Source organism: Ekhidna algicida, from assembly GCF_051379705.1.
In the GTDB taxonomy this organism is placed as follows: Bacteria; Bacteroidota; Bacteroidia; order Cytophagales; family Cyclobacteriaceae; genus Ekhidna.
The window spans coordinates 3,670,813-3,697,270 of record NZ_CP179868.1 but is presented as its reverse complement, the minus strand read 5'-3'; the positions used below and the strand labels follow the sequence as shown (position 1 = coordinate 3,697,270).

At 40.2% G+C, this 26,458-nt stretch carries 28 protein-coding genes; 17 read left to right on the top strand and 11 right to left on the bottom strand.

What is annotated here, in order from left to right:
• Positions 1-6 precede the first annotated feature (6 nt).
• The 3 genes from ACL8WY_RS16635 to ACL8WY_RS16625 are packed head-to-tail and all read left to right on the top strand — an operon-like array spanning position 7 to position 1,249.
• Positions 7-375, top strand: coding sequence for a VOC family protein (locus ACL8WY_RS16635; RefSeq protein WP_436515884.1), 369 nt, complete (start codon positions 7-9; stop codon positions 373-375).
• 3 nt (positions 376-378) lie between these two features.
• Positions 379-1,062: a hypothetical protein gene (locus ACL8WY_RS16630; protein ID WP_436515883.1), complete on the top strand. Its 684-nt coding sequence runs from the start codon at positions 379-381 to the stop codon at positions 1,060-1,062.
• Positions 1,063-1,069: 7 nt separating this feature from the next.
• Positions 1,070-1,249, top strand: a complete 180-nt coding sequence (locus tag ACL8WY_RS16625; RefSeq protein ID WP_436515882.1) for a hypothetical protein — start codon at positions 1,070-1,072, stop codon at positions 1,247-1,249.
• On the opposite strand, the gene ACL8WY_RS16620 is transcribed toward ACL8WY_RS16625, so the two are convergent.
• Together ACL8WY_RS16620 and ACL8WY_RS16615 are read right to left on the bottom strand one after the other, a co-directional pair.
• The gene (locus tag ACL8WY_RS16620; RefSeq protein ID WP_436515881.1) at positions 1,246-1,626 is read right to left on the bottom strand and encodes a hypothetical protein; all 381 of its coding nucleotides are present in this window, start codon (positions 1,624-1,626) and stop codon (positions 1,246-1,248) included. The two genes, ACL8WY_RS16625 and ACL8WY_RS16620, sit on opposite strands and share 4 nt — an antisense overlap.
• Before the next feature lie 2 nt (positions 1,627-1,628).
• The gene (locus ACL8WY_RS16615) at positions 1,629-2,561 is read right to left on the bottom strand and encodes a DMT family transporter (RefSeq protein WP_436515880.1); all 933 of its coding nucleotides are present in this window, start codon (positions 2,559-2,561) and stop codon (positions 1,629-1,631) included.
• A gap of 106 nt (positions 2,562-2,667) precedes the next feature.
• Here ACL8WY_RS16615 and ACL8WY_RS16610 point away from each other — a divergent pair, with 106 nt between their 5' ends.
• Positions 2,668-3,573 carry a LysR family transcriptional regulator gene (locus ACL8WY_RS16610; RefSeq protein WP_436515879.1) on the top strand — a complete coding sequence of 302 codons (906 nt, stop codon included), beginning with the start codon at positions 2,668-2,670 and terminating at the stop codon, positions 3,571-3,573.
• Here ACL8WY_RS16610 and ACL8WY_RS16605 read toward each other — a convergent pair.
• A complete protein-coding gene (locus ACL8WY_RS16605) occupies positions 3,570-4,430 on the bottom strand; it encodes an oxidoreductase (protein ID WP_436515878.1) in 861 nt (286 codons plus the stop codon). The genes ACL8WY_RS16610 and ACL8WY_RS16605 overlap by 4 nt on opposite strands.
• 161 nt (positions 4,431-4,591) lie before the next feature.
• On the opposite strand from ACL8WY_RS16605, the gene ACL8WY_RS16600 reads away from it, so the two are divergent.
• The 6 genes from ACL8WY_RS16600 (at position 4,592) to ACL8WY_RS16575 (ending at position 12,699) form a co-directional block, all read left to right on the top strand.
• Positions 4,592-5,758, top strand: a complete 1,167-nt coding sequence (locus tag ACL8WY_RS16600; RefSeq protein ID WP_436515877.1) for an aspartyl protease family protein — start codon at positions 4,592-4,594, stop codon at positions 5,756-5,758.
• A gap of 27 nt (positions 5,759-5,785) precedes the next feature.
• Positions 5,786-6,709, top strand: coding sequence for a methionyl-tRNA formyltransferase (gene fmt, locus ACL8WY_RS16595; RefSeq protein ID WP_436515876.1), 924 nt, complete (start codon positions 5,786-5,788; stop codon positions 6,707-6,709).
• 212 nt (positions 6,710-6,921) lie between these two features.
• Positions 6,922-7,422: a dihydrofolate reductase gene (locus ACL8WY_RS16590; protein WP_436515875.1), complete on the top strand. Its 501-nt coding sequence runs from the start codon at positions 6,922-6,924 to the stop codon at positions 7,420-7,422.
• 6 nt (positions 7,423-7,428) lie between these two features.
• On the top strand, positions 7,429-7,830 hold the full coding sequence (locus ACL8WY_RS16585) for a hypothetical protein (protein ID WP_436515874.1): 402 nt from the start codon (positions 7,429-7,431) through the stop codon (positions 7,828-7,830).
• Entirely contained in the window at positions 7,811-8,605 is a 795-nt protein-coding gene (locus ACL8WY_RS16580; protein WP_436515873.1) for an SDR family oxidoreductase, read from the top strand. Before ACL8WY_RS16585 ends, ACL8WY_RS16580 begins: the two co-directional genes overlap by 20 nt.
• A 68-nt stretch (positions 8,606-8,673) precedes the next feature.
• The gene (locus tag ACL8WY_RS16575) at positions 8,674-12,699 is read left to right on the top strand and encodes a S8 family serine peptidase (protein WP_436515872.1); all 4,026 of its coding nucleotides are present in this window, start codon (positions 8,674-8,676) and stop codon (positions 12,697-12,699) included.
• Here ACL8WY_RS16575 and mtgA read toward each other — a convergent pair whose 3' ends face one another.
• Both mtgA and ACL8WY_RS16565 read right to left on the bottom strand, forming a co-directional pair.
• A complete protein-coding gene (gene mtgA / locus ACL8WY_RS16570) occupies positions 12,700-13,401 on the bottom strand; it encodes a monofunctional biosynthetic peptidoglycan transglycosylase (RefSeq protein WP_436515871.1) in 702 nt (233 codons plus the stop codon).
• A 139-nt stretch (positions 13,402-13,540) separates the two neighbouring features.
• A complete protein-coding gene (locus ACL8WY_RS16565) occupies positions 13,541-14,101 on the bottom strand; it encodes an EF-hand domain-containing protein (protein ID WP_436515870.1) in 561 nt (186 codons plus the stop codon).
• A gap of 177 nt (positions 14,102-14,278) precedes the next feature.
• Between ACL8WY_RS16565 and ACL8WY_RS16560 the strand changes: the two genes are divergently transcribed.
• From ACL8WY_RS16560 to ACL8WY_RS16550, 3 genes are read left to right on the top strand one after another with little or no spacing between them, the layout of a single operon-like run.
• Positions 14,279-15,523 carry a competence/damage-inducible protein A gene (locus tag ACL8WY_RS16560; protein ID WP_436515869.1) on the top strand — a complete coding sequence of 415 codons (1,245 nt, stop codon included), beginning with the start codon at positions 14,279-14,281 and terminating at the stop codon, positions 15,521-15,523.
• A gap of 51 nt (positions 15,524-15,574) precedes the next feature.
• Positions 15,575-16,897, top strand: a complete 1,323-nt coding sequence (locus tag ACL8WY_RS16555) for a dihydrolipoamide acetyltransferase family protein (protein WP_436515868.1) — start codon at positions 15,575-15,577, stop codon at positions 16,895-16,897.
• 9 nt (positions 16,898-16,906) lie between these two features.
• Complete coding sequence (locus tag ACL8WY_RS16550) at positions 16,907-17,785, top strand: cation diffusion facilitator family transporter (RefSeq protein ID WP_436515867.1); 879 nt, start codon at positions 16,907-16,909, stop codon at positions 17,783-17,785.
• Here ACL8WY_RS16550 and ACL8WY_RS16545 read toward each other — a convergent pair.
• From ACL8WY_RS16545 to ACL8WY_RS16535, 3 genes are read right to left on the bottom strand one after another with little or no spacing between them, the layout of a single operon-like run.
• Complete coding sequence (locus ACL8WY_RS16545) at positions 17,782-18,855, bottom strand: hypothetical protein (protein WP_436515866.1); 1,074 nt, start codon at positions 18,853-18,855, stop codon at positions 17,782-17,784. The genes ACL8WY_RS16550 and ACL8WY_RS16545 overlap by 4 nt on opposite strands.
• Complete coding sequence (locus ACL8WY_RS16540; protein ID WP_436515865.1) at positions 18,842-19,405, bottom strand: RNA polymerase sigma factor; 564 nt, start codon at positions 19,403-19,405, stop codon at positions 18,842-18,844. Before ACL8WY_RS16540 ends, ACL8WY_RS16545 begins: the two co-directional genes overlap by 14 nt.
• A gap of 5 nt (positions 19,406-19,410) precedes the next feature.
• Positions 19,411-20,121 carry a hypothetical protein gene (locus ACL8WY_RS16535; protein WP_436515864.1) on the bottom strand — a complete coding sequence of 237 codons (711 nt, stop codon included), beginning with the start codon at positions 20,119-20,121 and terminating at the stop codon, positions 19,411-19,413.
• 178 nt (positions 20,122-20,299) lie between these two features.
• Here ACL8WY_RS16535 and ACL8WY_RS16530 point away from each other — a divergent pair, with 178 nt between their 5' ends.
• From ACL8WY_RS16530 to ACL8WY_RS16515, 4 genes are all read left to right on the top strand, one after another.
• Positions 20,300-21,277 (top strand): lipid A-modifier LpxR family protein, encoded by a 978-nt coding sequence (locus tag ACL8WY_RS16530; RefSeq protein ID WP_436515863.1) that lies wholly within the window; start codon positions 20,300-20,302, stop codon positions 21,275-21,277.
• A gap of 33 nt (positions 21,278-21,310) precedes the next feature.
• Positions 21,311-22,831, top strand: coding sequence for a bifunctional GNAT family N-acetyltransferase/carbon-nitrogen hydrolase family protein (locus ACL8WY_RS16525; protein WP_436515862.1), 1,521 nt, complete (start codon positions 21,311-21,313; stop codon positions 22,829-22,831).
• A 172-nt stretch (positions 22,832-23,003) separates the two neighbouring features.
• Positions 23,004-23,432, top strand: coding sequence for a hypothetical protein (locus ACL8WY_RS16520; RefSeq protein WP_436515861.1), 429 nt, complete (start codon positions 23,004-23,006; stop codon positions 23,430-23,432).
• A gap of 16 nt (positions 23,433-23,448) precedes the next feature.
• Entirely contained in the window at positions 23,449-23,907 is a 459-nt protein-coding gene (locus tag ACL8WY_RS16515; RefSeq protein ID WP_436515860.1) for a hypothetical protein, read from the top strand.
• On the opposite strand, the gene surE is transcribed toward ACL8WY_RS16515, so the two are convergent.
• Genes surE through ACL8WY_RS16500 form a run of 3 tightly spaced genes read right to left on the bottom strand, consistent with a single transcriptional unit; the run spans position 23,885 to position 26,456 of the window.
• Positions 23,885-24,655, bottom strand: coding sequence for a 5'/3'-nucleotidase SurE (gene surE, locus ACL8WY_RS16510; RefSeq protein ID WP_436515859.1), 771 nt, complete (start codon positions 24,653-24,655; stop codon positions 23,885-23,887). The genes ACL8WY_RS16515 and surE overlap by 23 nt on opposite strands.
• A gap of 2 nt (positions 24,656-24,657) precedes the next feature.
• Positions 24,658-25,260, bottom strand: a complete 603-nt coding sequence (locus ACL8WY_RS16505; protein WP_436515858.1) for a hypothetical protein — start codon at positions 25,258-25,260, stop codon at positions 24,658-24,660.
• A complete protein-coding gene (locus ACL8WY_RS16500; RefSeq protein ID WP_436515857.1) occupies positions 25,257-26,456 on the bottom strand; it encodes a bifunctional 3,4-dihydroxy-2-butanone-4-phosphate synthase/GTP cyclohydrolase II in 1,200 nt (399 codons plus the stop codon). The genes ACL8WY_RS16505 and ACL8WY_RS16500 overlap by 4 nt, the downstream gene beginning before the upstream one ends.
• Between the last annotated feature and the right edge of the window lie 2 nt (positions 26,457-26,458).

Genomic DNA, 26,458 nt, shown 5'->3' with positions numbered 1-26,458 from the left:
ACTATTATGCGAGCAAATTGGTTTGAACTGCCTGTAAATGACATGGATCGAGCGAAGGAATTTTATGTGAATATCTTCGATATTCAGATGGCTGATAACATGGAAATTGGGAATTCCATCATGTCTTTTTTCCCTTTCGAAACAGATCAAAGTGGAGCTACAGGTACACTAATAAAGCAAGAAAGCTACATTCCATCGCACGAGGGAACAATGGTTTATTTCTCAGTTACTGAAATTAATGATGTGCTTCCAAGGATCACAAGTGCCGGAGGTAAAGTACTCAATGAAAAAATGAGCATCGGCGAACACGGATTTGTTGCCCACTTTGAAGATTCTGAAGGAAATAGAGTAGCCTTGCACCAGCAAGTTTCATAAAATATGCATCCTGACCCAACCGAAAACATCGTAGAAATTCTACTCAATAAATCTACGGTAAAGCAGAAGACCTATCGCAACGTCTGTACAGCTTTCAAGCAGATGGAAGAAGAGGCCCGTCTACTCATAGACGTGATTAATGCGAAGACAACTGAGCGAGATCAAGACATAAAGCTGAATGTGGAATCTGTAGGTGAGCAAGAGTTTCATATCCAAGTAGCTGGCGACCTGCTGGTGTTTGTGTTACATACCAATATTATCACATTACCGGAAGATTACGATTACAACAAAAGTAGTTACGTCGCAGACCAACCAGATCGCAAATACCTGGGTCAAATAAATGTGTACAATTTCATGGCTGATTCATTTGAGTTTAATCGACTAAATGATCCCGGCTATCTACTAGCTCGCCTTTTGATAAACAGTGAAAACCACTTTATCGTAGAAGGTGATAGGCAAGTTGATTTTATGTTTGAATCCGCTTCTGTTAAACCGTTAGAAAAAGTAGATTTGGACATATTAATTAAACTAATAATTAGCCAGGCTGCAGATAATGATCTTGTAGTACCACCATTTCCGAATATTCGGAAAATTACTGTTAGAGAGAAACTTGAAAAAACGCAATCTTTGGGAGCTGGTAACAAAATTGGCTTTCAAATGAGCTACCAAAACGACACTAAATCATAGCTGAAAAATGAGCACCATACAATCCAATTTCGTCGGAATGACAATCATGCAAAGGTTAAAAGTGACCGGACAGTATGACGCATTCAAAACCGCCTTAAAAAAGAACAGAGCAGCTGCTGTAAAAATGCTGGAAGCATTGAACCTTGACCAAAAATCCATTGAAGGATTTCTTAAGTCAAAGTTTTAATTACGCCTCAAATCTGCTTGCGCTTTCTTCCTAAGAAAGAACAGACTTTTTATATTCATCACTCCGGCATAATTCAGCGAGACTTCAAATGATGTCATAATCTTTGGAGTAATTGAATTATGCAAGGCTAAGTAAATATTGAAATCAATGGAAGGTGCGTGAGTAATGCCCATATAACGCTTCGGCGGACATTTATTTATGCTCCCATTCATCATTCTATCTTTCAATACCTGCTTATTCACAACCAATTCAGGGCTCTTATCTTCATTCAAATATTGAGGATTAAAATCCAGCTTATTCTCAGGTTGAGCAATACCAACTAAAAAACAGATCTGCAGGAGTGCCAACAGAATGGTTCTTTTCCCTTCAGCGCTCATCGTTATCTGAATTTTGAATAGAGAGCGGTATCTACGTGTAGACCAAAAGGCTGGCGTTTTTTATATGTCGATTTTTTTGTCTCACGAATCCCCAATAAAATCAGCACAGCTCCTAAAATCATCCAGATCGAGACTTCCTCCCCCAGAAATGCCACACCTAAAATCACTCCGTAGATAGGCATTAAGTACGTAACCAATGAAGCATACCCTGCACTTGATCGTTCGATCAACCTGAAATAGACAATAAAGGCAATCGCGGTTCCAAAAAATGCGAGTATGAATAAAGAACTCAATGCAGGTATACTTGTAGCCGCTAAATTGAATTCAGGATTCATGATAAATGCCAGTGGAACCAGATATATAGTAACTGATAAAAGTTGAGCCGCAGGTGCTTTGAAAGAAGGTGTATTTGCAAAGTACTTTCGGATGTATGACAGTCCAATACCATAACTGACAGCAGCGGCTGTAATTGCCATAATACCCAGCATGCTACCATCCACCCCACCCATTATGCTGGGCATCACAAGCACAATTAGGCCAAGGAACCCAAGCGTAACTCCAAATAACTTTTTACCTGTAAGTCTTTCATCGGCTATAATGAAGTGAGCAAATATGATGGTGAATAATGGCATCAATCCATTGAGAATAGACGCTAGTGAACTATCAACAAATTGTTCGCCCCAGTTAATCAATACGAACGGGATCGCTTGTGCAAACAATCCAGCTATGAAGGTTCTCTTCCAAAAAATCGGATCTAATGGAAGGCGTTCATTCTTAAGAGCTAACAATATGTTGAGTATAACTGCAGCTATGCCAATGCGAAGAGCTGCCAGCATAATTGGAGGAATTTCCAGAACTGCTATTTTGATAAACAAAAAGGATGGCCCCCATAGGCTTGCAAGTAAAATAAGTAGGTGTATGTTCTTGATTTTCATAAGAGTAGCGTTTAGTCTTTCAAATTGAACGCCATTAGAAATCGAATGAACTATGAATTGGATGAATTGATTTTATCATTACAATTAATTTTACTAATATCGCTTTATGGAAATACGACATCTCAAACTCATTCGGGAAGTAGCTGAAACAAAAAGTCTTACAAAAGCCAAGGATGCGCTATTTCTATCCCAGTCTGCTTTAAGTCACCAGCTAAAAGAAATTGAAGGACAATTGGGTACACAGCTTTTTCACCGTGTCAACAAACAGCTCATCCTTACGAATGCCGGGAAAATGGTGCTTGAATCTGCCGAACGCATTTTGAAAGACCTGGAACGTACAGAGCTTTCCATCAAGAAATATGTATCAGGGACCAGCGGTACTCTTCGGCTAGCTACCCAATGCTACACATGTTACCATTGGTTGCCTTCTCTGATGACGGATTTCAAAAAAGAATTTCCCAATGTGGAGATTGAAATTTTCCACAATAACAATGCAGATGTAGAAGATCAGATTTTGGATGGAACCATTGACCTTGCGATCATTTATGAAAATTCAGAACGTCAGAATATCAAATATCATGAACTCTTCAGGGATGAAGTTTATGCGCTTGTTCCTACTGGACATCCATGGTCAAAAAAAGCATATGTGGAAGCCAAAGATTTTGAGAATCAAAACGTGATTATTCACTCGTATCCACTTGAATCTGTCTCACTCTTTTCTCAAGTCTTGATACCGGAAGGTGTAAAGCCTAAACAGGTGATGCAGGTACAAGTAACCGAAGCGGTTGTAGAACTGGTAAAGGCAGGTATGGGCGTAAATGTAATGGCTAAATGGATCGTGGAGCCTTATCTAAAAGATAACAAGCTCGCTCTTGTTCCGGTTACTAAACGAGGAATTCATCGCACATGGCATGCCATCACACTATCTGATGAGAACAGTCCGCAGTACCTTCAAAATTTTGTTCAGCACTTACGATGTAATATTGGTGGGTTATGCTGCTGCGATAACTAACCGTTCATATTCTGCAGCTCCTCTTCTGTATAGTCAGTAGGTCTGCCCAATTCTCTAAACTTGTCAACTTCCTCTTTGAATTCTTCCAATCGAATGCCTACACGCTTATAAGCTGGTCCTCCCAGTGGCAAGTGAACAGGAGGATTATCTATGGTAGTTACTTCATACATGGCATTGGCAGCACGAACTGGATCGCCAATTTGGTTACCACTTACCTCACGGATGCTATCCATATTTTTGTTTGCTGTCTCCTTGTATTCTTCAATAGAAGATTCATTGTAAGTTGCTGATCTTCCAGCCCAATCAGTCCTAAAAGGACCAGGTTCTATATTGGTGACTTTTATCCCTATATGCTTAGTCTCAGCGGCTAAGGCTTCTCCAATCCCTTCCAATGCAAACTTGCTCCCATTGTAAATGCCTACACCAGGAAAACCATTTAAACCAGCTATTGAGGTGATGTTAAGGATATTCCCACTTCTCTGCTTTCGCATAAATGGAAGTGCAAGCTTCATCATGCGAACGCACCCATATACATTCACATCAAACTGCCGCTGAATCTCTTCTTCAGAAGTTTCTTCTATTGGACCAAGTGTTCCATAACCAGCATTATTTACCAGTACATCCAGTCGGCCAAATTCTTTTTCAATGAGTTTCGCCGTTCGATCAATCGTATCCTGTTTCTGTACGTCAAGCAATACTCCCTTAACTAATTCTGGATTTATTGCTTCCAAATCAGCGATTTGATTCTGTTTTCTGACGGTTCCAATAGCGATCTCTCCCTTCGATGCAACAATCTTTACTAACTCCCTGCCAAAACCTGTGGAACACCCGGTGATTAACCAAACTCGTTTACTCATAATCTCATTATTTTCAAGGCAAACACCAGGTGAATACGAATTGTTCAGATCGGCGTATCAATGACAATAAGAAATCTAATTTGAGCATATTGTATTCATTTTATAACCTTTGTCAACTAAACTTTTTAACTTCATCCAGTCAATTTCAAAACAACCATGTCATGAAGAAACTAACCTACCTACTATTACTAGCATTTGCATCTACTTCTTTTGCTCAAGCGCCAATAACCAGCATCCCATTTGAGCTTTTCGGAGATCATATTATCATCAAGGTGAGCGTAGACGACTCTGAGCCTCTTGATTTCATTTTTGATACAGGTTCCGGTTATACGGTAATTGATGATGATGTTGCGAAAAAATTAAACCTGGCAGGAAAGCAAATAGAGATGAATCAGGCTTCTTCTGCCTGGCATCTAATCAAACATAATACCATAGCTATCAACCATTTTTTGATGGAGAAAAATACCAAGGTTTACTCCACTGACTTGGATCACCTGGAAATTAGTCTTGGTATGGACTTAGATGGAATTATTGGATATGATCTACTCAGACATCATTCCGTCTACGTCAATTTTGACACCATGGTGATTAATATTTATGATCACAGTAATTCTCCTAAAAGAGGAGATGCCATTCCTTTTACTCTTCATGTTTCAATTCCTGTAATAAAAGGTACGGTTGTTCTTAACAATGACGAACCACACGAAGGTACATTTTTCGTTATGACTGGTGCGGGCACCACATTGGATTTCAACTCTCCTTATTCAAAGCAATGGGATGTGATCCACAAAACCGGAAAGCATTACTCCTATCTCGTAAAAGGTCTTGGTGACTTTGAAACACCTCATTACGAAGGTCATGTGAAGTCGTTCAAATTTGGCAATCAAACCATAGAAGATTTACCTATAGGAATCAGTGCTGCGAAAAGCGGAATACAGGCTGATAAAAAAGTGTCCGGAATCATTGGATCTCAGATTTTGAGAATGTACAACTTCACACTGGATTATGGCACAAAGATGCTCTACCTCGAAAAGGATCATACCTACGATGCTAATTTTAAAGTGAACTGCAGTGGTATAGATGTACAGCTTTCAAAAGACAAGAAAAAAGTGCTTATCCATCAGGTTTTTGAAGAAAGTCCTGCTGCAGAAGCAGGAATCAAAGTGGACAGTGAGCTTGTCAAAATTAATGGCAAATCAATGAATGAAATCAACCTTGCTGATGTTAAAAAAATGCTCAAAATTGAAGGCGAGACGGTTGACTTAGTGGTCATGCAGGACGGATCGGAAAAATCATTCAGTTTAAAACTAAGATCGCTAATAGATTAACAGCAGGTTTGGTTTCTTTGCGATGATATGAGCAAAGAACTTCGAATCGTATTTCTCGGCACACCAGATTTTGCAGCAGCAAGCTTGAAAAAGCTTGTAGAAAACAATGTGAATGTCGTTGCAGTCATCACTGCTCCGGATAAACCAAAAGGCCGGGGAAAAAAACTGGGCATTTCAGCTGTCAAGGAATATGCACTTGAAGCCGACTTGCCCATCCTGCAACCCACCAATCTAAAGTCTCCAGACTTCCTGAATGAGTTAAAAAGCTATAACGCTGATTTGCAAATTGTGGTAGCATTCCGCATGCTACCTGTGGCTGTTTGGGATATGCCTCCGTTAGGTACTTTCAATCTCCATGCCTCTCTCCTGCCTCAGTATAGAGGTGCCGCTCCAATAAATTGGGCCATCATGAATGGAGAAACCGAAACCGGTGTGACCACATTTTTTCTAAAGCATGAAATAGATACCGGAGAAATCATATTTCAGGAAAAAGAACCTATTCATCCAGACGATAATGTTGGGAGCTTATATGTTCGACTGATGAATAAAGGTGCAGATTTAGTGCTTAAAACCGTAAAAGCCATATCCGACAGTAACTACCCACAAACTCCTCAGAATACAGATCAAGAATTAAAATCAGCACCTAAAATTTTCAAAGACGATTGTACGATAAATTGGGAGCAATCTTCTGAAGTGATACAAAATTTTATCCGTGGGCTTTCACCGTATCCCGCAGCATGGTCAAAGCTAGATGGCAAGACGGTGAAAATATATGAGGTGCAAAAATCTTCCGCAGGTACCAATAAGCCGACAGGAGAATTTTACTCAGATGGTAAAACTTTCTTAAGAGTCAATACTAAAAGCGGGACATTGGACATCCTTGATCTTCAGCTAGAAGGCAAGCGAAGAATGAATGTTCAAGATTTTTTAAGAGGATATCAGTTCGGGTGATTTGAAATTTGCTTCTCATGATGCCATTGCAATGGCCAGCTCAACGGTCCAATTAAAATTGACCAATTGATCCAATCACGATAATCATTATTCTTGATCGCTGAGATAAGTACATTACCAACAATTGAAATGAAAATAAAAAGTGTTAGCACTATGAACATGGTCGTGGTTAATTTTAATCTATATACGAAAAAACTAACAAAATTAGATTTATGATCATATCAATGATAGCTGCAATGGGGAGTAATCGTGTGATTGGAAAAGACAATGATATCCCCTGGCATCTACCAGATGATTTTAAGTATTTTAAGGATACAACGAAAGGTCATCATGTGATAATGGGACGAAAAAATTGGGAGTCGCTTCCTCATTCATTCCAACCACTTCCAGGAAGGACTAACATTATAATAACACGTCAGCCGGATTACGATGCGATGGGCGAACCTGTGGTACAATCGTTGGATGAGGCGCTCGAAATTGCCAAACAGCATAACGAGTCAGAAGCATTTATCATTGGCGGTGGTGAAATATATCGAATGGGATTAGCACATGCAGACAAAATTTATCTCACCGAAATCAATGAGGCTTTTAATGGGCAGGTTACCTTTCCCGATATTGACAAATCTGAATGGGTGGAAATATCGCGAAAACATCATCCTATTGATGATCGTCATAAATTTTCATTCGATTTCGTTGTATATTCTAGAAAATAATAAGTTATGGACATTCAATCACACAAAAGAACATTGGGAATCATTCACTTGGTTTATGGTTCTCTCATAGCAGTTGCATTCGTTTTTATAGGAAGCTTTATCACGATGCTATTCCCATTCATTGCAGAGGAAATAGCCAACGATGTAGGCAATGATGCTGATGACATCCTGTTATTTGTAGAATCAGTTATTCGAACGGTTTTTATCCTGCTCCTCATTTTTTCTGCATTGCCATCCATTATCGCCGGGATCGGGCTGCTTCAAAAAAGAAATTGGGGAATTGTAATCGCTCTAATCGCCGGTTGTGTTTCAATTTTTAGCTTTCCATTCGGAACTGCAGTAGGTGTTTACAGCATCTATGTATTTGTAGAAAACAATAAGCGCAAGAATGACCAAAATCCGGAATAGTGTTGTATGGCTTACAGGCGCCAGCTCGGGTATTGGAGAACAGCTTGCCTATCAACTCGCAGAAAAAGGTGCCAAATTGATTATTTCTGCGAGAAGGCAAGATGAGCTTGATCGGGTGAAATCAAACTGTAAGTCTGAAACTGTAGCTACACTAACTCTAGACCTGGAAGATTCATTTTCGCTTAATCAAAGAGCTAAGGAAGCATCAACAATTTTTGGAGACATTGACATTTTGATCAACAATGGAGGCATCAGCCAAAGAGATACCATTCTTAATACAAGTTTGGATGTAGATCGTAGGCTAATGGAAGTCAATTACTTTGGATCAATCACCCTTACCAAAAAATTATTGGCACGTATGGTGGAAAGAAAGCAGGGTCACCATGTGATCGTTACTTCCACAGTTGGGATAATAAATACGCCTTTCAGGTCTGGATATGGAGCTTCAAAACATGCCTTGCATGGATTCTATGATGCGCTCCGTGCAGAACATCATAATGACAACATAAGGGTTACCATTGTACTCCCTGGCTATATTAAGACTAACATATCGTATAATGCACTTGTGGGAGATGGTAGCCAGCAAAATAAAATGGACCCAGGTCAGGAAAAGGGAATGTCACCCGAAAAGTGCGCCCGGTTAATTATTAAGGCTATTGAGTCAAACAAAAATGAAGCTTACATAGGCGGATTAAAAGAAAAAATGGGGATTTATCTGAAAAGATTTTGGCCGAAAGCAGCAGCAAAAGCTGTAAGAAAATTGAGAGTGACGTAGTGAAGCGTTTGTATTACATAATTGCATTTTCATTTTTAAGCATACTGGTATTTGGACAAAACGCCGAAATGCTTAGAAAGGAAGACTTTAAAGATCAGTCTGTGGATGAAAAATGGATTTATGTCAAACACAAACCTTCCGTATCAAAGCAAGCATATCTTCCTGGGCAAAAGTTGACCAGCTCTGAAAAACAATCATCACTTTCCGGAGTACTTAGAGTGAAAGTGCCTGCTGGTATGGACCCAGTAAGCTATTGCAATAAGCTGCGGAGTACTTCACCAGATATTTTATATGCGGATCCCATCGTAAACTACATTCCACTTTCCACTCCCACTGATGCCCTTATATCTAATCAGTTTTATCTTGAAAACATTCGTGCATATGATGCCTGGGATATCACCAGAGGTGACGATGACATTACAGTAGCGATCATTGACTCTGGGATCGACCTGGATCATGAAGATATTCTGAACAACCTTTGGGTAAACAGCAATGATCCAATCGATGGAATCGACAATGATGATAACGGATATATCGATGATTATTATGGGTATGATTTTGCTGATTCAGATAATGATCCGTCAATTCAAAATGGCAATCATGGAATGATTGTAGCCGGAATTGCTGGCGCATCAACGAACAATGCAATAGGAATAGCCGGAGTCGGATACAACACCAAAGTCGCAGCCCTTAAAGGATTTAAATCTGCCAATGGCAAAAGTGGTGGCCTGTATGAAGCCATCATATACGCAGCAGAGAATGGCATTGATGTTGCCAACCTTTCCTGGGGTAGGATGGGAAAAGCGCTGCAGTCTGAACAAGACATTATCTCCTATGCAGCCCTAGACCTGGACATGGTATTGGTCGCTGCTGCTGGAAACGAAGGTGGTAAACCTACAGAAGAGAATCGCTGGTACCCGGCCAGCTATGATCACGTCCTGTCAGTAGGTGCATCAGACGCCAGCGATAACAAATCTTCCGGCTCTACATTTAATCACATGGTCGATCTTGTTGCGCCCGGTGTGTCTATGTATTCGACTGTAAATGGCAATGGATATACCAATGGTGGGCCAGGGACCTCATACGCGGCTCCACAAGTTGCTGCGGCTGCTGCTTTGGTAAAAGATCAATACCCTACTCTAAGCGCGATCCAAATCATGGAGCGGATCAGGGTTACAGCGGATGACATTTATGATGTAGGTAGTAATGCTATATATGAAGGAAAATTGGGGAAGGGAAGACTTAATGTGCTCCGTGCAGTAAGTGAGTCGGGCATAAAATCACTTCGCGCAGAAAACCCGACTCTTACATCAACTTTTGGAAATGAAGTATTCTTCGGTGACACTGTCAATGTCAGCGCAACATTAACGAATCATCTTTCTGCAATTAATTCTTCCACAGTAACTATTTCATCTCTCAACGATGATTTTACTATCTCAAATGGAAATTTTCAACCCGGGTATATGGGTGCTCAGGACACTCGTGAAATTTCATTTGAAATTGTTCTTAATGAAGATATCGTCCCAGAAACAGATATTGAGATTCGACTTGACTATTCGGCCACCGGATATAATGATTTCCAATTTCTTGATGTGACTACATCACCGGATTATGCTGATTTTGGAAACGATAATCTCTCAATGACCATCAGCGGAGACGGAGATCTGGCCTTTAATTCCTACGATCCTTTCGAAGGGTCAGGATTTCATTATCAGACAGATACATTGATGACTTATGCTGGGATTCTCTTGGCAACCAATTCTACAGATGTATCCGATAATATAATTGCTAACTATGGGAGCAATGCTCGAAATCAGGATTTTACCGTACAACAATATTATAAGCTCTATCATCACCCGGCCGCAGATCATTTCGGCTATTCAATATTTTCAGATATCAATAGACCTTTGCTTATTGAACAATCCAATATTGCATGGGCAAATAAGGATTATATCATAATCAGATATCGGATTGTAAATACGTCTTCTTCAGCAATCAACAATTTAACATTTGGTGTATATGCCGATTGGGACATAGCTGATGAGTTGTCAAATTATGCTGAGTACGATGTTGTTGATAATTACATATACGCCCGAAACAGTAGCAGCGATACTTTTGCAGGTGTGCAGGTGATTGGTGGCGACAGCTATGTTTATAGTGCCTTAGACCGGGCGGCGATGAATGGGAACCTGCAAGATGTCAACGATGCGTTCACTGATTCTGAAAAATATGATTTCCTAGTCAATCAAGTAATAACTTCTGCCGGTAATAACGGCGGTGGCAACGATGTGGCTACAATTAATGGGATCACCATAAACCAATTGGATGCATACGCCGACGAGTTTGTAAATGTGATCTATGCCATTTCAGATTCTCAAGCCAATCTTGAGCAAGAATTAAGTGATGCACAGAATCAATTAAATGACTTTCTTCTAAAACCCAGAGTGTTGCAAACTTTTTCTGTTTGCGCAGGCACTTCGCTTACCATCGACCCGAGTACCGGAGACATGTTTGAGTTTTATGAAGACCCATTGGCACAAGATCTAATCACCACTGCTACAAGCTATAATCCAGGACCAATTACTTCCGATACTGTTTTCTATGTAAAAAATGTAGATCAAAGCTATTCCTCTGATGTGTTTGAAATCAGAGTGGTTGTCTTAAATGACATAGCTGATTTCTCAATGTCAACAGATACGTTGTATTTGGACAACCTAACTACTAATGTTATCCAATTCTCCGACCAAAGTCTGGATGCCACCTCATGGAGCTGGGATTTTGACCAAGGAACTTTAGCCACCATTCAAAACCCTTCGATATCCTTCTCTGAGACCGGTACTTACACGATTACCTTGGAAGTGAGCAATGATCTTGCGTGCGAAGATGAAATTACAAAAGACTTAGTAGTAGCCAATCGACCACATGCTCCTACCCTGTCAAATCATATAATTTGCCCGGGCGAAAATGTGGTAATTACCGACCCTTCAGCTGAAAAAATCCGAATCTATGCTTTTGAAGCTAGTCCGACACCAACTGTTAGTGGAATAAGTATTACGTTGAATTCCATTGATCAGGACACCACCGTATATGTAAGTGGTGTCTATGGATCTTTTGAAAGTCGCAAAACGCCAGTGAGCATTGATGTAATGGAAGTACCCGGCAGAATAGCTCATGCACCTGATACTACATCTACAGATCATCAAATCAGGTTTTATGCAGACGGGGTTATTTCTGGTTCCGAGGTTGAATGGACCATTGACGGTGCATCTGCAGGTTCTTCAACCGAAATTTCTATTCCGGCAGTTGCAGGCACTGTAGATGTTGGTCTTCAAATCACCAGTCCTGACGCGTGCGTCAAAGTACTTAGCAAAGAAGTGCTAATTAGCACTTCTCCTTTCGCCTCACAGGAAGATCTAAATTCGTGTTTTGGAGCTGAAATAGAAATTCATCCTGAAAACGGAACCTACTTTGGTTTTTATGAAGATCCCGAGCTGACAACACTTATAAAAAAAGGAACTCAGCTGGTCACAGATGAATATGCACAGTTGTATGTGGTTAATCTAGATGATGGTCTACCCGGAATGCCTATTCAGGTTAACGTGACAGATCAGTCCCTTGTATTAAACATCGACCATACCATATCTGAAATTGGGGAGAAAAATAAGGTGGAGTTATTTGTAGAAACAAACGATGATCTCAATCTGCATTACTGGTACATCAATGGGGTTTTATCCGAAACTTCTTTGAACCCTACCTTTTTCCTAGATGATGAACTATATGAAATAGTGTTATCGGTTTCAGGCACTTTTGGGTGCAGTAGTTCAGATACACTGCTTCTAGATTTCACACCACCCCTGGCTTTGGAAGATCCAAATTCCTTCAGTGTCTACCCGAATCCCTCTGGTGGCTGGGTTAATTTCAACTCAATAAGTACCATTGACGAACTTTCGTTATTTAGTTTGGATGGAAAAGAAATCATGAACATTGCAGCTCCAAAAATCAGGATGGATTTGAACCACCTTGAAGGAGGTTTGTATATCATAAAAGCAAAAATTAGTCGACAAACGTATGAACAGTACTTATTGATAAGGTGATTATTCCACCATCTTCTTTACAAAATCCTGATCGTAAGTCATTTCGTAACCCCAATATTTCATCTGCTTTTTAATCCAATCAACACGTGTTTGTACGTATGGACTTGGAGCTACAGCAGAATATCTTTTTGGACTTGGTAGAATAGCAGCCAACCGAGCAGCTTGAGTAACGCTGATTTCTGAAGCTGATTTCTTAAAATAAGTTTGTGAAGCTGCTTCAGCTCCAAAGATTCCATCGCCAAGTTCAGCCACATTGAGGTAGACTTCCATGATACGTTCTTTGCTCCACACTATCTCTATTAGCAAGGCAAAATACAGTTCACATGCCTTCCTTACCCAAGTCCGATCCGGCCACAGAAAGACGTTTTTAGCTACCTGCTGAGTAATTGTACTTGCTCCACGCATATTGCCTCCTCGTTTGTTTGCCTCCTCTGCTTTCTTTATTGACCTAAAATCGAGACCCTGATGCAAGAGAAAATACTGATCTTCAGCGCACATAACAGCAAGCTGCAACCTTCCTGATATCTCTTCTAAATCCTTCCATTCGTATTGAATATCTTTCGTTTTTCCTTCCACTAACATAAGCTTCGTGATAGGTATTGGAATGATCGAATATGCCACGACCCATAGCAATGTCAGGATGTTAAACAGCAAGACAAAGCCAGCAACGTATTTGATGATATGTAATGCAGCCTTTTTCAATCCAAAGTGATCTGAAGACCATTTTCCTATGACCTTAGGAATCGAATATAGATAATTCGAATGTTGAAATCGTAGAAATGTGCATAGACCAATTCTACAAACATTCTAAAAAATGCAACGAAATAACGAAATGGAATCTCTAGTCGGAAAGGACTCCTCGACCAAAGAGCCAATTACCGGGTGCATCCGGATCATCGCTTCTGAAAAATTCCTTTACCGCACTGATAAGTTCACCACGACTTATTAGATCATCATGATTTCGATCTAATTTCCTAAATGACTTAGCAGCAAAACGAACTTCGATTCGATAGCCAACCAATAAATCAATATATTCATCCAGATTTATGTAGCCATCATTGTCTGCGTCGAAATTATCAAATATCTCTCCGACAAATTCATCTACATAGCTACTGAAAATCGCCTCATCTCCATTGACTATGATTTGCTCAGCAAAACGTATCCAATGATCCCAATTGGCTTTTCCATCATTATTATTGACAAAAAGGTTGAAATGATTCCAACCATCTTCAAATCGAGAAATTATTTGATCGTATTTGCTATCTCCTTCTTTTATTCTCCACAAAATGCAGAGATTCTCAGCGATACCAATAAAATCTTCTTTCTCAATGATTCCGTTACGATCATAATCCAATACGTAAAAAAATCGCTCTAATTTATCAGTTTGTAATTCAGTGAGCATAGCAATGATTTTGTGCGAAATTAAATAATCCTTCAATTATGAGAATTTTTTAAGGTAGGAACTCCACCATTTGTAACAATTGCTCAATATTAACGCGAGTCTTCGACGGTAAATCTTATTTTTGAGGCCTTCAATAAAACAGGTTAAAACCATATTCATAAATAGAGCCAAATTCGAATGCCTGCCAAAGCCATAATTATCTCAATCGGTGATGAAATTCTTTACGGTCAAACACTAGACACGAACTCCCATTGGATAAGTGGAGAGCTTGACAGATTAGGTATCCGAGTTCATAAAAAGGTCACTATCAGTGATACTCGAGAAGTCATTCTTGAAAATATAAAGGAAGCTGAAGAAAACGCTGATATTGTTTTAATCACCGGAGGTTTGGGTCCTACAAACGATGACCTCACCAAGCCATGCCTCGCAGAATACTTCAATACTCCTTTGGTTCGCAATGAAGAGGCTTATGCAAATATCAAAGCAATGTTTGAAAAAGCCGGTTGGGAGATGACTGAATCAAATGAAGAACAAGCGGATCTTCCAGCTAATTGCAAAGCAATCAATAATCCAATTGGAACTGCTTCAGGTATGTGGTTTGATTCAGGCAGTAAGGTTATTGTATCCATGCCCGGTGTTCCCTTCGAGATGAAGCACATGATGTCGGAAACAGTATTGCCACGTCTGAAAGAACAGTTCGTCATGGATGGAATCTTCCACCGCATGATTCGCACCATCGGTATAGGTGAATCGAAGCTTGCTGAAATTATTAAAGAATGGGAAACTAACCTGCCCAAGGAAATCAAGCTGGCTTACCTGCCGACCATGGGAGCGGTCAAACTTCGACTCACTACCGATGATGATAGCGAGGCAATGCAAAAGAAAGTTCAGGATCAAATAGACGCTGTGCTCCCATTGATAGAGAAGTATGTATATGGATTTGACAAAGAAGAAGTTTCGGAGGCGATCGGCAGAATTTTGAAAGAATCTAATCAAACACTTGCTATTGCTGAGAGTTGTACCGGAGGCTACTTATCACATCAGGTTACGTCTATAGCAGGAAGTTCTCATTGGTTTAGAGGCTCCATGGTTCCTTACTCAAATGATTTGAAAAGGGATTTATTGGGAGTTGATCAAAAAATCCTTGATACAGATGGGGCTGTCAGTGAGGCCGTTGTTTTAGCTTTGGCGGAAAATGTAAGAAAAACGCTAAAGTCGGATGTAGGCGTTTCGGTCAGCGGTGTAGCTGGGCCAGGAGGTGGAAGCGAAGAAAAACCGGTAGGAACTGTATGGATTGGTTACTCAGATAAAAACAAATCAGTAGCTAAGAAATTCCGTTTCATTAGAGACAGAGAAATCAACATCAAGTATAGTGCAATAGCTGCGCTAAACATGATTAGAATAAACTTAGATAAGGATTGACAAAATTATTATCTTTGAGAACGAAATAAACAACCTAAAACAGAATATAATATGGCAACTGTAGAAATGGTCATGCCTAAGATGGGCGAAAGTGTGATGGAAGGCACTGTGCTTGCTTGGCTAAAGAATGTTGGAGATACCATAGAGGAGGATGAATCTATCCTGGAAGTAGCTACCGATAAGGTTGATACAGAGATCCCTGCTACCCATGCAGGCGTATTGAAAGAAGTGCTAGCCCAAGAAGGCGATGTGATTGAAGTTGGAAAACCTATTGCCATTATAGAGACGGATGGAGAAGCCGGTGGGTCTAGTCCATCACCTGCCGAAACTCCAAAAGCTGATAATCCTGTAGAAAAGGCCGAGGAAATTTTAGAAACCGCTATCAGCACGGCATCTGCCAGCAATGGTGCTGCAGTTCCGCGTACTTCTGATTCCGGCAAATTCTTTTCGCCTCTTGTAAGAAGCATCGCAAAAGAGGAAGGAATTTCAGTAGCTGAACTAGAATCTATTAACGGTTCCGGCAAAGAAGGAAGAGTTACCAAAAATGACATTTTGGGTTATGTGAAAACACGTAAACCAGGTGGTGCCCCAGCACCATCAGCTCCTGCATCTACACCTGCTATGCCATCGGCTTCTCATCAACCTATGCCGGTTGCTGTTGATGGTGGAGATGAAATCATCGAGATGGATAGAATGCGAAAGATGATTGCCGAGCGTATGGTCGCATCTAAGCATATCTCTCCTCACGTAACCTCATTCGTGGAAGCAGACGTGACTAAAGTCGTGGCCTGGAGAAACAAAGTGAAAAATGAATTTTTGAATAGAGAAGGTGAAAAACTGACTTTCACCCCTATTTTAATTGAGGCTATCGTACGGGCAATCAAAGACTTACCGATGATTAACGTGCAGATCGATGGGAATAATATTGTTAAGAAAAAAGCGATCAACATCGGAATGGCTACTGCCCTACCTTCAGGTAATTTGATCGTTCCTGTAATTCACAATGCAGATCAATTGAGCTTGGTTGGCATCACAAAAAAGGTGAACGATTTAGCCAAGAGAGCAAGAGAGAATAAACTGAAGCCAGATGAACTTCAGGGTGGAACTTACACCGTATCAAATGTTGGTTCATTCGGAAATGTAATGGGAACGCCAATCATTATGCAGCCACAAGTGGCAATTATGGCACTTGGTGCAATTCAGAAAAAACCATCTGTGGTGGAAACACCAGAGGGAGATATGATTGGAATCAGAAGCAAAATGTTCTTATCGCACAGCTATGATCACAGAGTTGTAGATGGAGCATTAGGAGGCATGTTCGTCAGAAAAGTGGCTGACTACCTTGAAGAGTATGATCTAAATAGAGGTATTTAAACAATATAAGTGGGGCACTCGCACCACCATCACGATCATTCAGAAGGCAACATAAAAGTTGCCTTCTTTCTTAATCTCAGTTTTGCGATAATTGAGTTTATCGGCGGCCTATGGACCAACAGTGTCGCAATCCTCTCCGATGCACTCCACGACTTAGGTGACAGTCTCACGCTTGGTGTTTCATGGTATTTTGCCAAAGTAGCCAAGAAAAAACGAACCACAGGTTTTTCATACGGATATAAACGATTCTCGGTGCTTGGGGCACTAATCAATTCAATTGTCCTGGTAACAGGCTCCATTTTCATCATCATAGAAGCTATACCGAGGCTTTTTAATCCTGTAAACCCCAATACAGAAGGAATGATCTATCTCGCACTTGGCGGAGTTGTCGTAAATGGTGCAGCAGCTTTCAAACTAAGCAAAGGTGGTAGTCTTAACGAGAAAGCGGTTTATACACACTTATTAGAAGATATTCTTGGGTGGGTCGCCGTATTGATAGGAGCAACAGTCATGCATTTTTGGAATTTTCCAATCATCGACCCGATGCTATCTGTGTTTATTGCAGCCTTTATCCTCTTCAATGTCTATAAAAACCTCAAGGAAAGTTTCAAGATAATCCTTCAGGGTACGCCATCAGGTGTTGACATTAATAAGATTCATAAAGCAATACTAGACATACCCAATGTAAAAGATGTTCATGACTGTCATACTTGGTCAATGGATGGTGAGTATCATATCCTTTCTATTCATTTAGTAATATCAGGAAACCTCAAACTATCTGAACTTGAAGGCATAAAAAAAGAAGCAAAGAATCGAATTTCAAAGCTGGGTATCAACCACATAACTATAGAGTTTGAACCAGAAGATACAAATTGTGAGCCTTGCTAGTTTTTGCCAATTGCTTTCCTAAATGTAAATCCAAATATCTGAGGCTTCACCTGCCCCATTTCGTTACTCATGGACGAGAAAAATGAACCGTAGGTTGGACCAATCTGCATTCCTCTAATTCGAACCAAATAAGCCAGTCGATAACCGGCTATCGCTTGATTGTAGCTGGAGTTTTCGTGAAAATCATATATCTGATACCTGAACCAAGATTCTCCTAGTACAAGACTTTGACCAAGCGGAGTGTTGAGGCGATAGCCAATACCTGCGCTTACACCACCATCTATCCTGTGATTGGTAAGCAGCACATCCGAATCGATGTGATTAGCTATGCTGTAGCCAAATTGCGTTTGATAGTAATCAAAACCCAAGGAACCACTAAACATCCATCGTTGGGATAAATGCTTCATATACCCAATGGACACATTGAGCCCTAGGCGTTTAGCGGGCGTTACTTGGTTTGAAGCTGAGCTAACTATGTAATTCTCATCAAAAGCATGTGGTAGCATTGAGTGATATGATAGATAAGGTGATATAGCAATAAAGTAATTACTCGCTTGTGCATGGCGTGCCTCCACTTCTATTTTCTGCTGAGACACACTTGTGCTTGAAAATTCATGAAGAGTTATTTTGTTTTTAACAGGCTGAATATCATCAGCTAGACTCTTGGTCGGCTGCAAAACCTTGGGTGGTGTTGCATCGATTACCTCAGCCTCTCTTTGAAGCTCATGCAAGCTCACCACTGCTTCCAATTCAATACCCTTGACATCACCGCCCTCATAAAGCTGTATCAGTTCATCTGACTTTTCAGAATAATCGACCAAAGATTCTAGGTTAGTTTGATCCTGATGAAGTGGCTCCCTTGCAAAACCACTTGAGTCTGAAATCGTGATCACACTAATGCAACTGGACACAAAAAGGATACATTTCAAAATTCCTGACATAAACCCTGATGAGGATGAAGACAGGCTAGATTCGATCTCAGCCCACAGATGATCAGTATCAACTCCTCTGGCAGATGCGATTTTCTTAGAGAGAATCTCCCTCAACTCATTATCGTTAATTGGCTTCATATCTATCTATTCCTTGTGACTCTAATTCCTTTTTTAATTGCTCCTTGGCTCTCGATAACTGCGATCTTGAGGTTGACTCAGAAATGCCCAACATTTTGGCTATTTCCGTGTGCTTATAGCCGTCAATGAAATACAGATTGAAAATAACTCTGTATCCATCAGGTAAATGATTTATCATATTCATCAACTCCTCACCTGAGATTCGGTCGATGATTTTTCTATGGTGATCATCCAGTTGTTGATCACTTAGCTCTTCAAAAGCTACTTCTTTGTTTTTGTAGTAATGGGTGATGTTTGTATTGATCGCAATCCGATAAATCCACCCATCAAGGTTGTCTATCTCATTTTTAGAAGCTACCAGCGATCTGAAAATTTGCATGAAGCATTCCTGGAAAACATCCTCTGCTGCACTTAAATCCTTTCCATACCGCCTGGATACAGACATAACCAAACCACTATAATGACCGAAAAGCTTGTTTTGAGCTTTTCGGTCATTCTTTTTTGCCCCTTCTACAAGAGACTGCTTTTCAATGTCGGTAATCTCCGCCACTCCCTCTATTCCACTTCAAATGAAGCTAATGCTGTCGTATAGGTTAGGCAATTATTTATCGGATCTCCCCATGCTTGACCAAGCGCTGCGTTGGGTTCCAGGCAAAGTTCGAAGACAAATTCATGCATGCCTTTTTCACAGCCCAAACGATTATAATTCAGAAATAAATCAAGGGTTCCACGATCATTTTCCTCGATGGAAATATAGGCTCCCATCGAATCCCCAATTGGAATAACTCTGACATCTGCAATTGCTGGCGAGTTCAGATCACATGCAACATCAGAAATGAGATTGATTTTCAATTCATCCGACTCCTCAGGCACCATATATTCCGTACTAAAGGCAGATTGCACACATCCATCTAAGGCTACCTTTCTTACCTGTACCGATCCTGTACCTATTATTCTATTTCCTGTAGTTACTTCAAGGTCGATAATATCAGACGGTAGATTTGTCGGAGAATACTTCACAAAAGTTACTCCATGCTTACTAGCATTAGTATTAAGGCCGGTGAGACTGATATTGTCTGAATTTACATTGATCCTGCTATGATCAAAATCTCCATATATGGGAAAGATGACGGGTTCATTATTAAAATGAAACTTTAATGACTCGGTGCTGATTTGAGTAAACTCCGGTGTTTCATCCTTGACTTCATCACATGCGATAAATAATAAAGAAAGTGCTGTAAAAAGGAATACAAATAAATTTTTCATTGCTCAGGTTTTAAGTTACTAATGGTATAGTCTGGCATTTTATCAAAATCGCTGCATCACACTATTTTTTATCGGTAAAAAGACATTTGTCGATATAGTTTAAATGAAGAGGTTTCCGCCTAAATGAAAACCATGTCTTTTAGCTAAGATTGCAATAAAATAATGAAATAGGTTCTATATGTATTTGGACGCTTCTATATCCGGGGATCGAGATACCTTCAAATTCGTCCTTCTTTTCTTGATTCTATTTGTATCGGGGATGGCTATGGGCCAAAGTCATCGGAAATTAAACAGAGAACTTCAGATCGAGAACGACAATGACGCTTATACCCTAAATCTTAGTAGAGATCAATACTATAGTAATGGTGTAGCCATTCGTTATCGGATGCTTATAGATTCCTCTGATCTCAATTCAACTATTAATAAGAAAATTCGATCCTACGACCTGAATCATAGAATTTACAGTCCCAAACACCTATTTTGGGACAATGTGGAAGATATGGATAGACCCTATGCCGGTCAGGTATCATTAGCTGCATCAAACGAATATTACTATAAGAATCGCAGTTATTTAAAGGCAAAGTTGGAACTCGGGTGGATGGGACCGTCATTACGCACCGGTGATTTGCAATACGAATGGCATAAAACGTTTGGAATGCAACTGCCCCTTGGCTGGGAGTACGAAATAAACAATGCGCCAATCATCAACATTTACGGAACATATGCAAGCACTCTTTTGACCGGCGAAATTTTAGATCTTATTTCCGAATCAAGCGGAGCCTTGGGCACCTCATTCACCCATGTTAGACAGGAGCTGACGGTTAGATTCGGAACGTTTAAACCTATTCAACACTCAACACACTACAATGGTGTTTTAGGCATTGAAAATAAGGGGCCCGGCAATCACGAGTTTTATTTCTTTCTTAGTCCGGGGTATGAATATGTTGCTTACAATGCCACCATTGAAGGTAACTTTCTTGGGGAAGAATCTATATATACTGAAACACGTGTTCCGGGAGTTTTTCAAATGCGCGCTGGTATTATGGCTAGCTGGACCAAATTTGACTTTGCCCTTCTTTATTATAGAAGAACAAAAGAAACCACCGAATCGACTTTTCATAAATACATAGGGATTCGTCTCAACCAACGATTTTGATAAGTAGGTAGCTTCCGACCTACCTTTGCTGTCATGCAGGAAATAGACAATATTGAGCTCACCTACCTAAGCTTGAAGGATTATCAAGAATTAAAAAAGGTGATGATCGTTTCTTATCAGAAAGTCGAGGACAATTACTGGGAAAAGCATGAAATTGAAAAGCTCATTAGTTTGTTTCCGGAAGGGCAAGTGGTATTAAAAGTAAACGGAATTCTTGCAGGATGTGCTTTGTCATTGATCGTCAAAAGCTCGAGAGCTCAAAAAAAACATACCTACAAACAAATAACCGGGGACTATACCTTCAGTACGCATGATCAAAATGGCGATATGCTGTACGGTGTTGATCTGTTTATCAAGCCCGAATTTAGAGGCTTGCGACTAGGTAGAAGGCTTTATGATTATCGCAAAGAACTATGCGAAAAAATGAACTTAAGGGGAATAGCTTTTGGAGGGCGAATACCTAATTATCACAAACATTCAGATGAGCTAACTCCACGTCAGTATATTGACAAAGTAAAGAAAAAAGAAATCGAAGATCCCGTACTGAATTTTCAAATCAACAATGACTTTCACGTTTCCAAAATTCTGAAAGGATATCTGGAAGGTGATGAGGAATCAAAAGAGTATGCAGTATTACTAGAGTGGGACAACATCTATTTTGAAGAAGAAAGCGATCAGGCTAGTTCAATAAAACGAGTGGTAAGACTTGGCCTCATCCAATGGCAAATGCGCTCTTACAAAGGCCTGGATGATGTAATGCAACAAGCGGAATACTTCATTGATGCGGTTTCTGACTATCGGTCGGATTTCGCCTTATTTCCGGAATTCTTCAATGCGCCACTAATGGCAGAAAATAATCACATGTCTGAACCTGACGCTATACGTGAATTGGCAAAGCATACGCAAGAAATTGTCACTCGTTTTTCGCGTCTCGCTGTATCTTACAATATCAACATCATAACCGGTAGTATGCCGGAAATTCTAAACGAAAGACTCTACAATGTGGGCTATCTATGCCGGAGAGATGGCTCGGTGGAGCGATATGAAAAGCTTCATGTGACACCCGATGAGTCAAAGATTTGGGGAATGGAAGGTGGCCAAAAGTTGAAGACCTTCGAAACGGATTGCGGCAAGATTGGCGTGCTCATCTGCTATGATGTAGAGTTTCCAGAACTTAGCAGACTTCTTGCAGATGAAGAAATGGATATCCTTTTTGTTCCATTTCTTACTGACACTCAAAACGGTTATTCACGAGTAAGGAATTGTGCCCAGGCCAGAGCGATTGAAAACGAATGTTACGTAGCAATTGCAGGTAGTGTGGGTAACCTTCCCAATGTCCACAATATGGATATACAGTTTGCTCAATCTATGGTTTTCACTCCATGCGACTTTGCCTTTCCTACTAACGGAATCAAGGCAGAAGCCACACCAAATACGGAAATGATTTTGATTGCCGATGTGGACGTAGATGACTTGCGCGAATTGCACGAGTTTGGAAGCGTCAACAATCTAAAAGATCGTCGAAAAGATGTTTATGAATTAAGGAAGCGTTAATTACTATTTTAAAAATTCAGATTCATTTTAGGGGTTTTTACCCACAACTCATACTTACTTGTAAACTGACCAATTCCTTAAATACGTTGAGATAGGTGCACTTTTTTATAAAAAAAGTCTGCCTCTGTTTTTATAAAAACATTATATATCATATTACAACCAATCACCAGTAATGAAGAAAATCATCACCTTAATCGTCAGTATTTCAATATTTCTTCCAGTCTCTGGTCAGTACTCTCAAAACCTGGATACTCTCTCGAGAAAAGAAATCCGCAAACTTATTCTGAGTCAGAATGACTCAGAGAAAGCTAACAACCTAATGGAATTACATCAAGCAACAAAAGGGCTTTCAATTTTAGGCTTTGTTGTCGGAGCAATTAGCTTGATGTCAAGCTCTAGTCCAAGTAATAGTCAGGAAGTAAATATCGGCGGTTTAATGGGTGGGGTGCTTATTGGTTCAGGTCTCCTTTTTACGATAATATCAGAGACTGCATATTCCAATTCTCTAAAAGTTTACAAAGCAGCCTCTATTCCACCTAATCCATCTTCTAAAGTATATATCAGAAATAGTTCGAGCATTTATACCACTATTCATCATTGACCAAAATTTAATCGCTATGAAAACTCTACTTACTACAATCTTCTCATTTGTACTTGTCCTTTCACTTTTTAGTCAGGCGAAAACAGATTTCAACAACATGGAAGCATCAGAAATTCGTCAATTTCTGCTTCAGCAAAATGAATCAGGCTCAGCAAGGATTATGATTAAAAAACATAACACTTCTCGAATTACAGCCTATACTATGTTGGCAGGTTCTCTTGTTTTTGCTGTTGCATCGGGAGATTCTAGCGGTGATTCTGGATTGCAATCGGGCACAATAGTTACGGGATTACTTGCTGGAGTAATGTTTATCGGTGCTGGTCTTTCAGGAATTGCTGCCAGTGAAAGAATGAAAAAAGCAAAGAGTATTTACTTAACTGGTGGAACCAATGCAACAAGCGCTGGTGGTATTTCAATCATTCGTGACGAGCGTGAAATCATCCAGAGTGTTCTCAAATATCCCACGCCTCGTTGAGTTGGGCAATGGCATGATGGCCGGTCATATCAAATTGACATGGCACTATTGAAACATAATTATTGGCTAGCGCCCATTCATCATTGTCCTCACCTTTGTCGTGATTCACAAAGTTTCCTACCATCCAGAAGTAGGTTCTACCATATGGATCCTTTCTCTCATCAAAATCCTCCTCCCAGTTAGCATTTGCCTGGCGGCAAACTTTGATTCCTTTTATCGATTCCTTTTGGTGTGCAGGGAAATTAACATTGAGCGCTATTCCTTTTGGGATTCCGTTTTTCAAAGCTTCTTCAGTCACTTTTCTAATGTATTCGTCGGTATGATCCATGTCAGCAGAAGGATCATAATCACAAAGTGAAAAACCAATAGATGGCACTCCTTCAATGGCACCTTCAATTGCCGCACTCATGGTTCCTGAATAAAGTACACTTATGGAACTGTTACTTCCATGATTTACTCCTGAAACCACCAAATCGATCTGTCTCCCTTTCAATACATAGTGCTTGGCCAATTTTATACAGTCTGCGGGTGTACCGCTACACTCATAGGCTTCAATATCACCGAATAGGTCATTTTTGGTCAATCTGAGCGTATCACCTACAGTGATAGCATGTCCCATGCCTGATTGAGGACTGTCAGGAGCTACTACGATCACTTCGCCTAGTTCTTTGACCACATTTACGAGTTTTCGAATTCCTCGTGAGGTAATGCCGTCATCATTGCTTACCAGAATAAGGGGTTTTGCCATTGTTAGATTGAATTAAAAAAAGCTGTAATTCTTACAAGATCAGTCATCTGATCTGTATCCAGCTTATTGTCTTTTATAAACTTTTTAATGTCTGATTGCTTCTTGCTCATCAGTATAAGAAGATCCTTCTTTCTACCACTATAATAGGTAATTTCTCCTTCGCTATTCAAGAAATAAAAAGTGTACTCAACGACAAGGCGAGTGCCATTTCCTCCTCCCCAATAAGCTGATGATGTATTCACCGTCTGGCTAACAATATGCTCACGAGCCATTAGCGAGAGCTTGCCTTCATAAACCAACTCAAAAAATACAGGAATTTTATAATCGTAGTTGACAGTATAAGGAATGCTGTAAAACTGTCGATAGTTATTCAGTATAACATCAAAAATTTCAAAGTAAAATACCTTGTGACTTGAAAATGACTTGGTCCTTCCTTCCTTGATGACTGTCAGTATATTGGCATCAAGATCATATTTGAGATCACCTTTAATTGTATCTCTTTCTGAGGTTACCAAAAATCCTTCATGGAAGACATCAGAAGAAAATGTCTGTGCAGCAAGACTATGAGTGCCGACTAGTAAAAGAAAAATGAATAAGTACCTCATTTCAAAATCTCGTGTCCCAGTTTATCCCTTTTGGTTTCTAGATATTTTTGGTTGTGCTTGTTAGGAGCTATTTCTATGCCAATGTTTTCAACAATTTCGAGACCATATCCCATCAAGCCTACACGCTTCTTGGGATTGTTGGTAATCAGCCGAAGCTTTGTTATACCCAGCTTGCGTAAAATTTGTGCACCTACACCATAATCTCTTTGGTCTGATTTAAATCCTAGCTCTAAGTTAGCTTCTACGGTATCTTTCCCTTCTTCCTGCAGCTTATACGCTTTCAATTTATTCATTAGACCGATTCCACGGCCTTCCTGATTCATGTATAGCACCACACCTTTACCTTCCTCTTCTACCATTTTCATTGCACCATGAAGCTGCCCTCCACAATCACACCTACATGATCCAAAAATATCACCTGTGACACATGAACTGTGCACCCGCACCATCACAGGTTCATCTTTTTCCCAGGTTCCCTTTACAAGGGCTAGGTGTTCCTCACCTGTATTTACCTGCTTGAAAGCTTTTAGTTGAAAGTCACCCCAGCTTGTGGGCATTTTAACCTCTATCTGCTCTTCTATCAACGATTCCTTCTCCATTCTATACTCGATAAGGTCGGCAATCGAAACGAGCTTCAAACCAAATTTGTTTGCAATCTCTCTACAGTCAGGCAGCCTTGCCATTGTGCCATCATCTTTGAGAATTTCTACCAAAACCCCACCAGGTGTAAGTCCGGCAAGCCTTGAAAAATCAACCGCTGCTTCCGTATGACCAGCCCTCCTCAAAACGCCTCCTTGCTTGGCTTTTAGCGGGAAAATATGTCCAGGTCTGCCTAAATCCTCAGGTCTTGTATCAGGGTTCACTAAAGCTTGGATAGTCTTTGCCCGATCTGATGTAGATATTCCGGTTGTAGTGCCATGCCCAATCAAGTCAACTGAAACTGTAAATGGTGTTTCAAATGTGGCTGTATTTTTTCCAACCATGAGATCCAAATCCAGCTCCTTACATCTATTTTCAGGAAGCGATGCGCATATGAGTCCTCTGCCCTCTTTAGACATGAAGTTGATGATGTCCGGTGTGACCTTCTCGGCCGCACAAATGAAGTCGCCCTCATTCTCTCTATCCTCGTCATCTACCACGATGATCACTTCTCCATTTTTTATAGCCTCGATGGCTTCTTCAATTTTATCAAGCATTG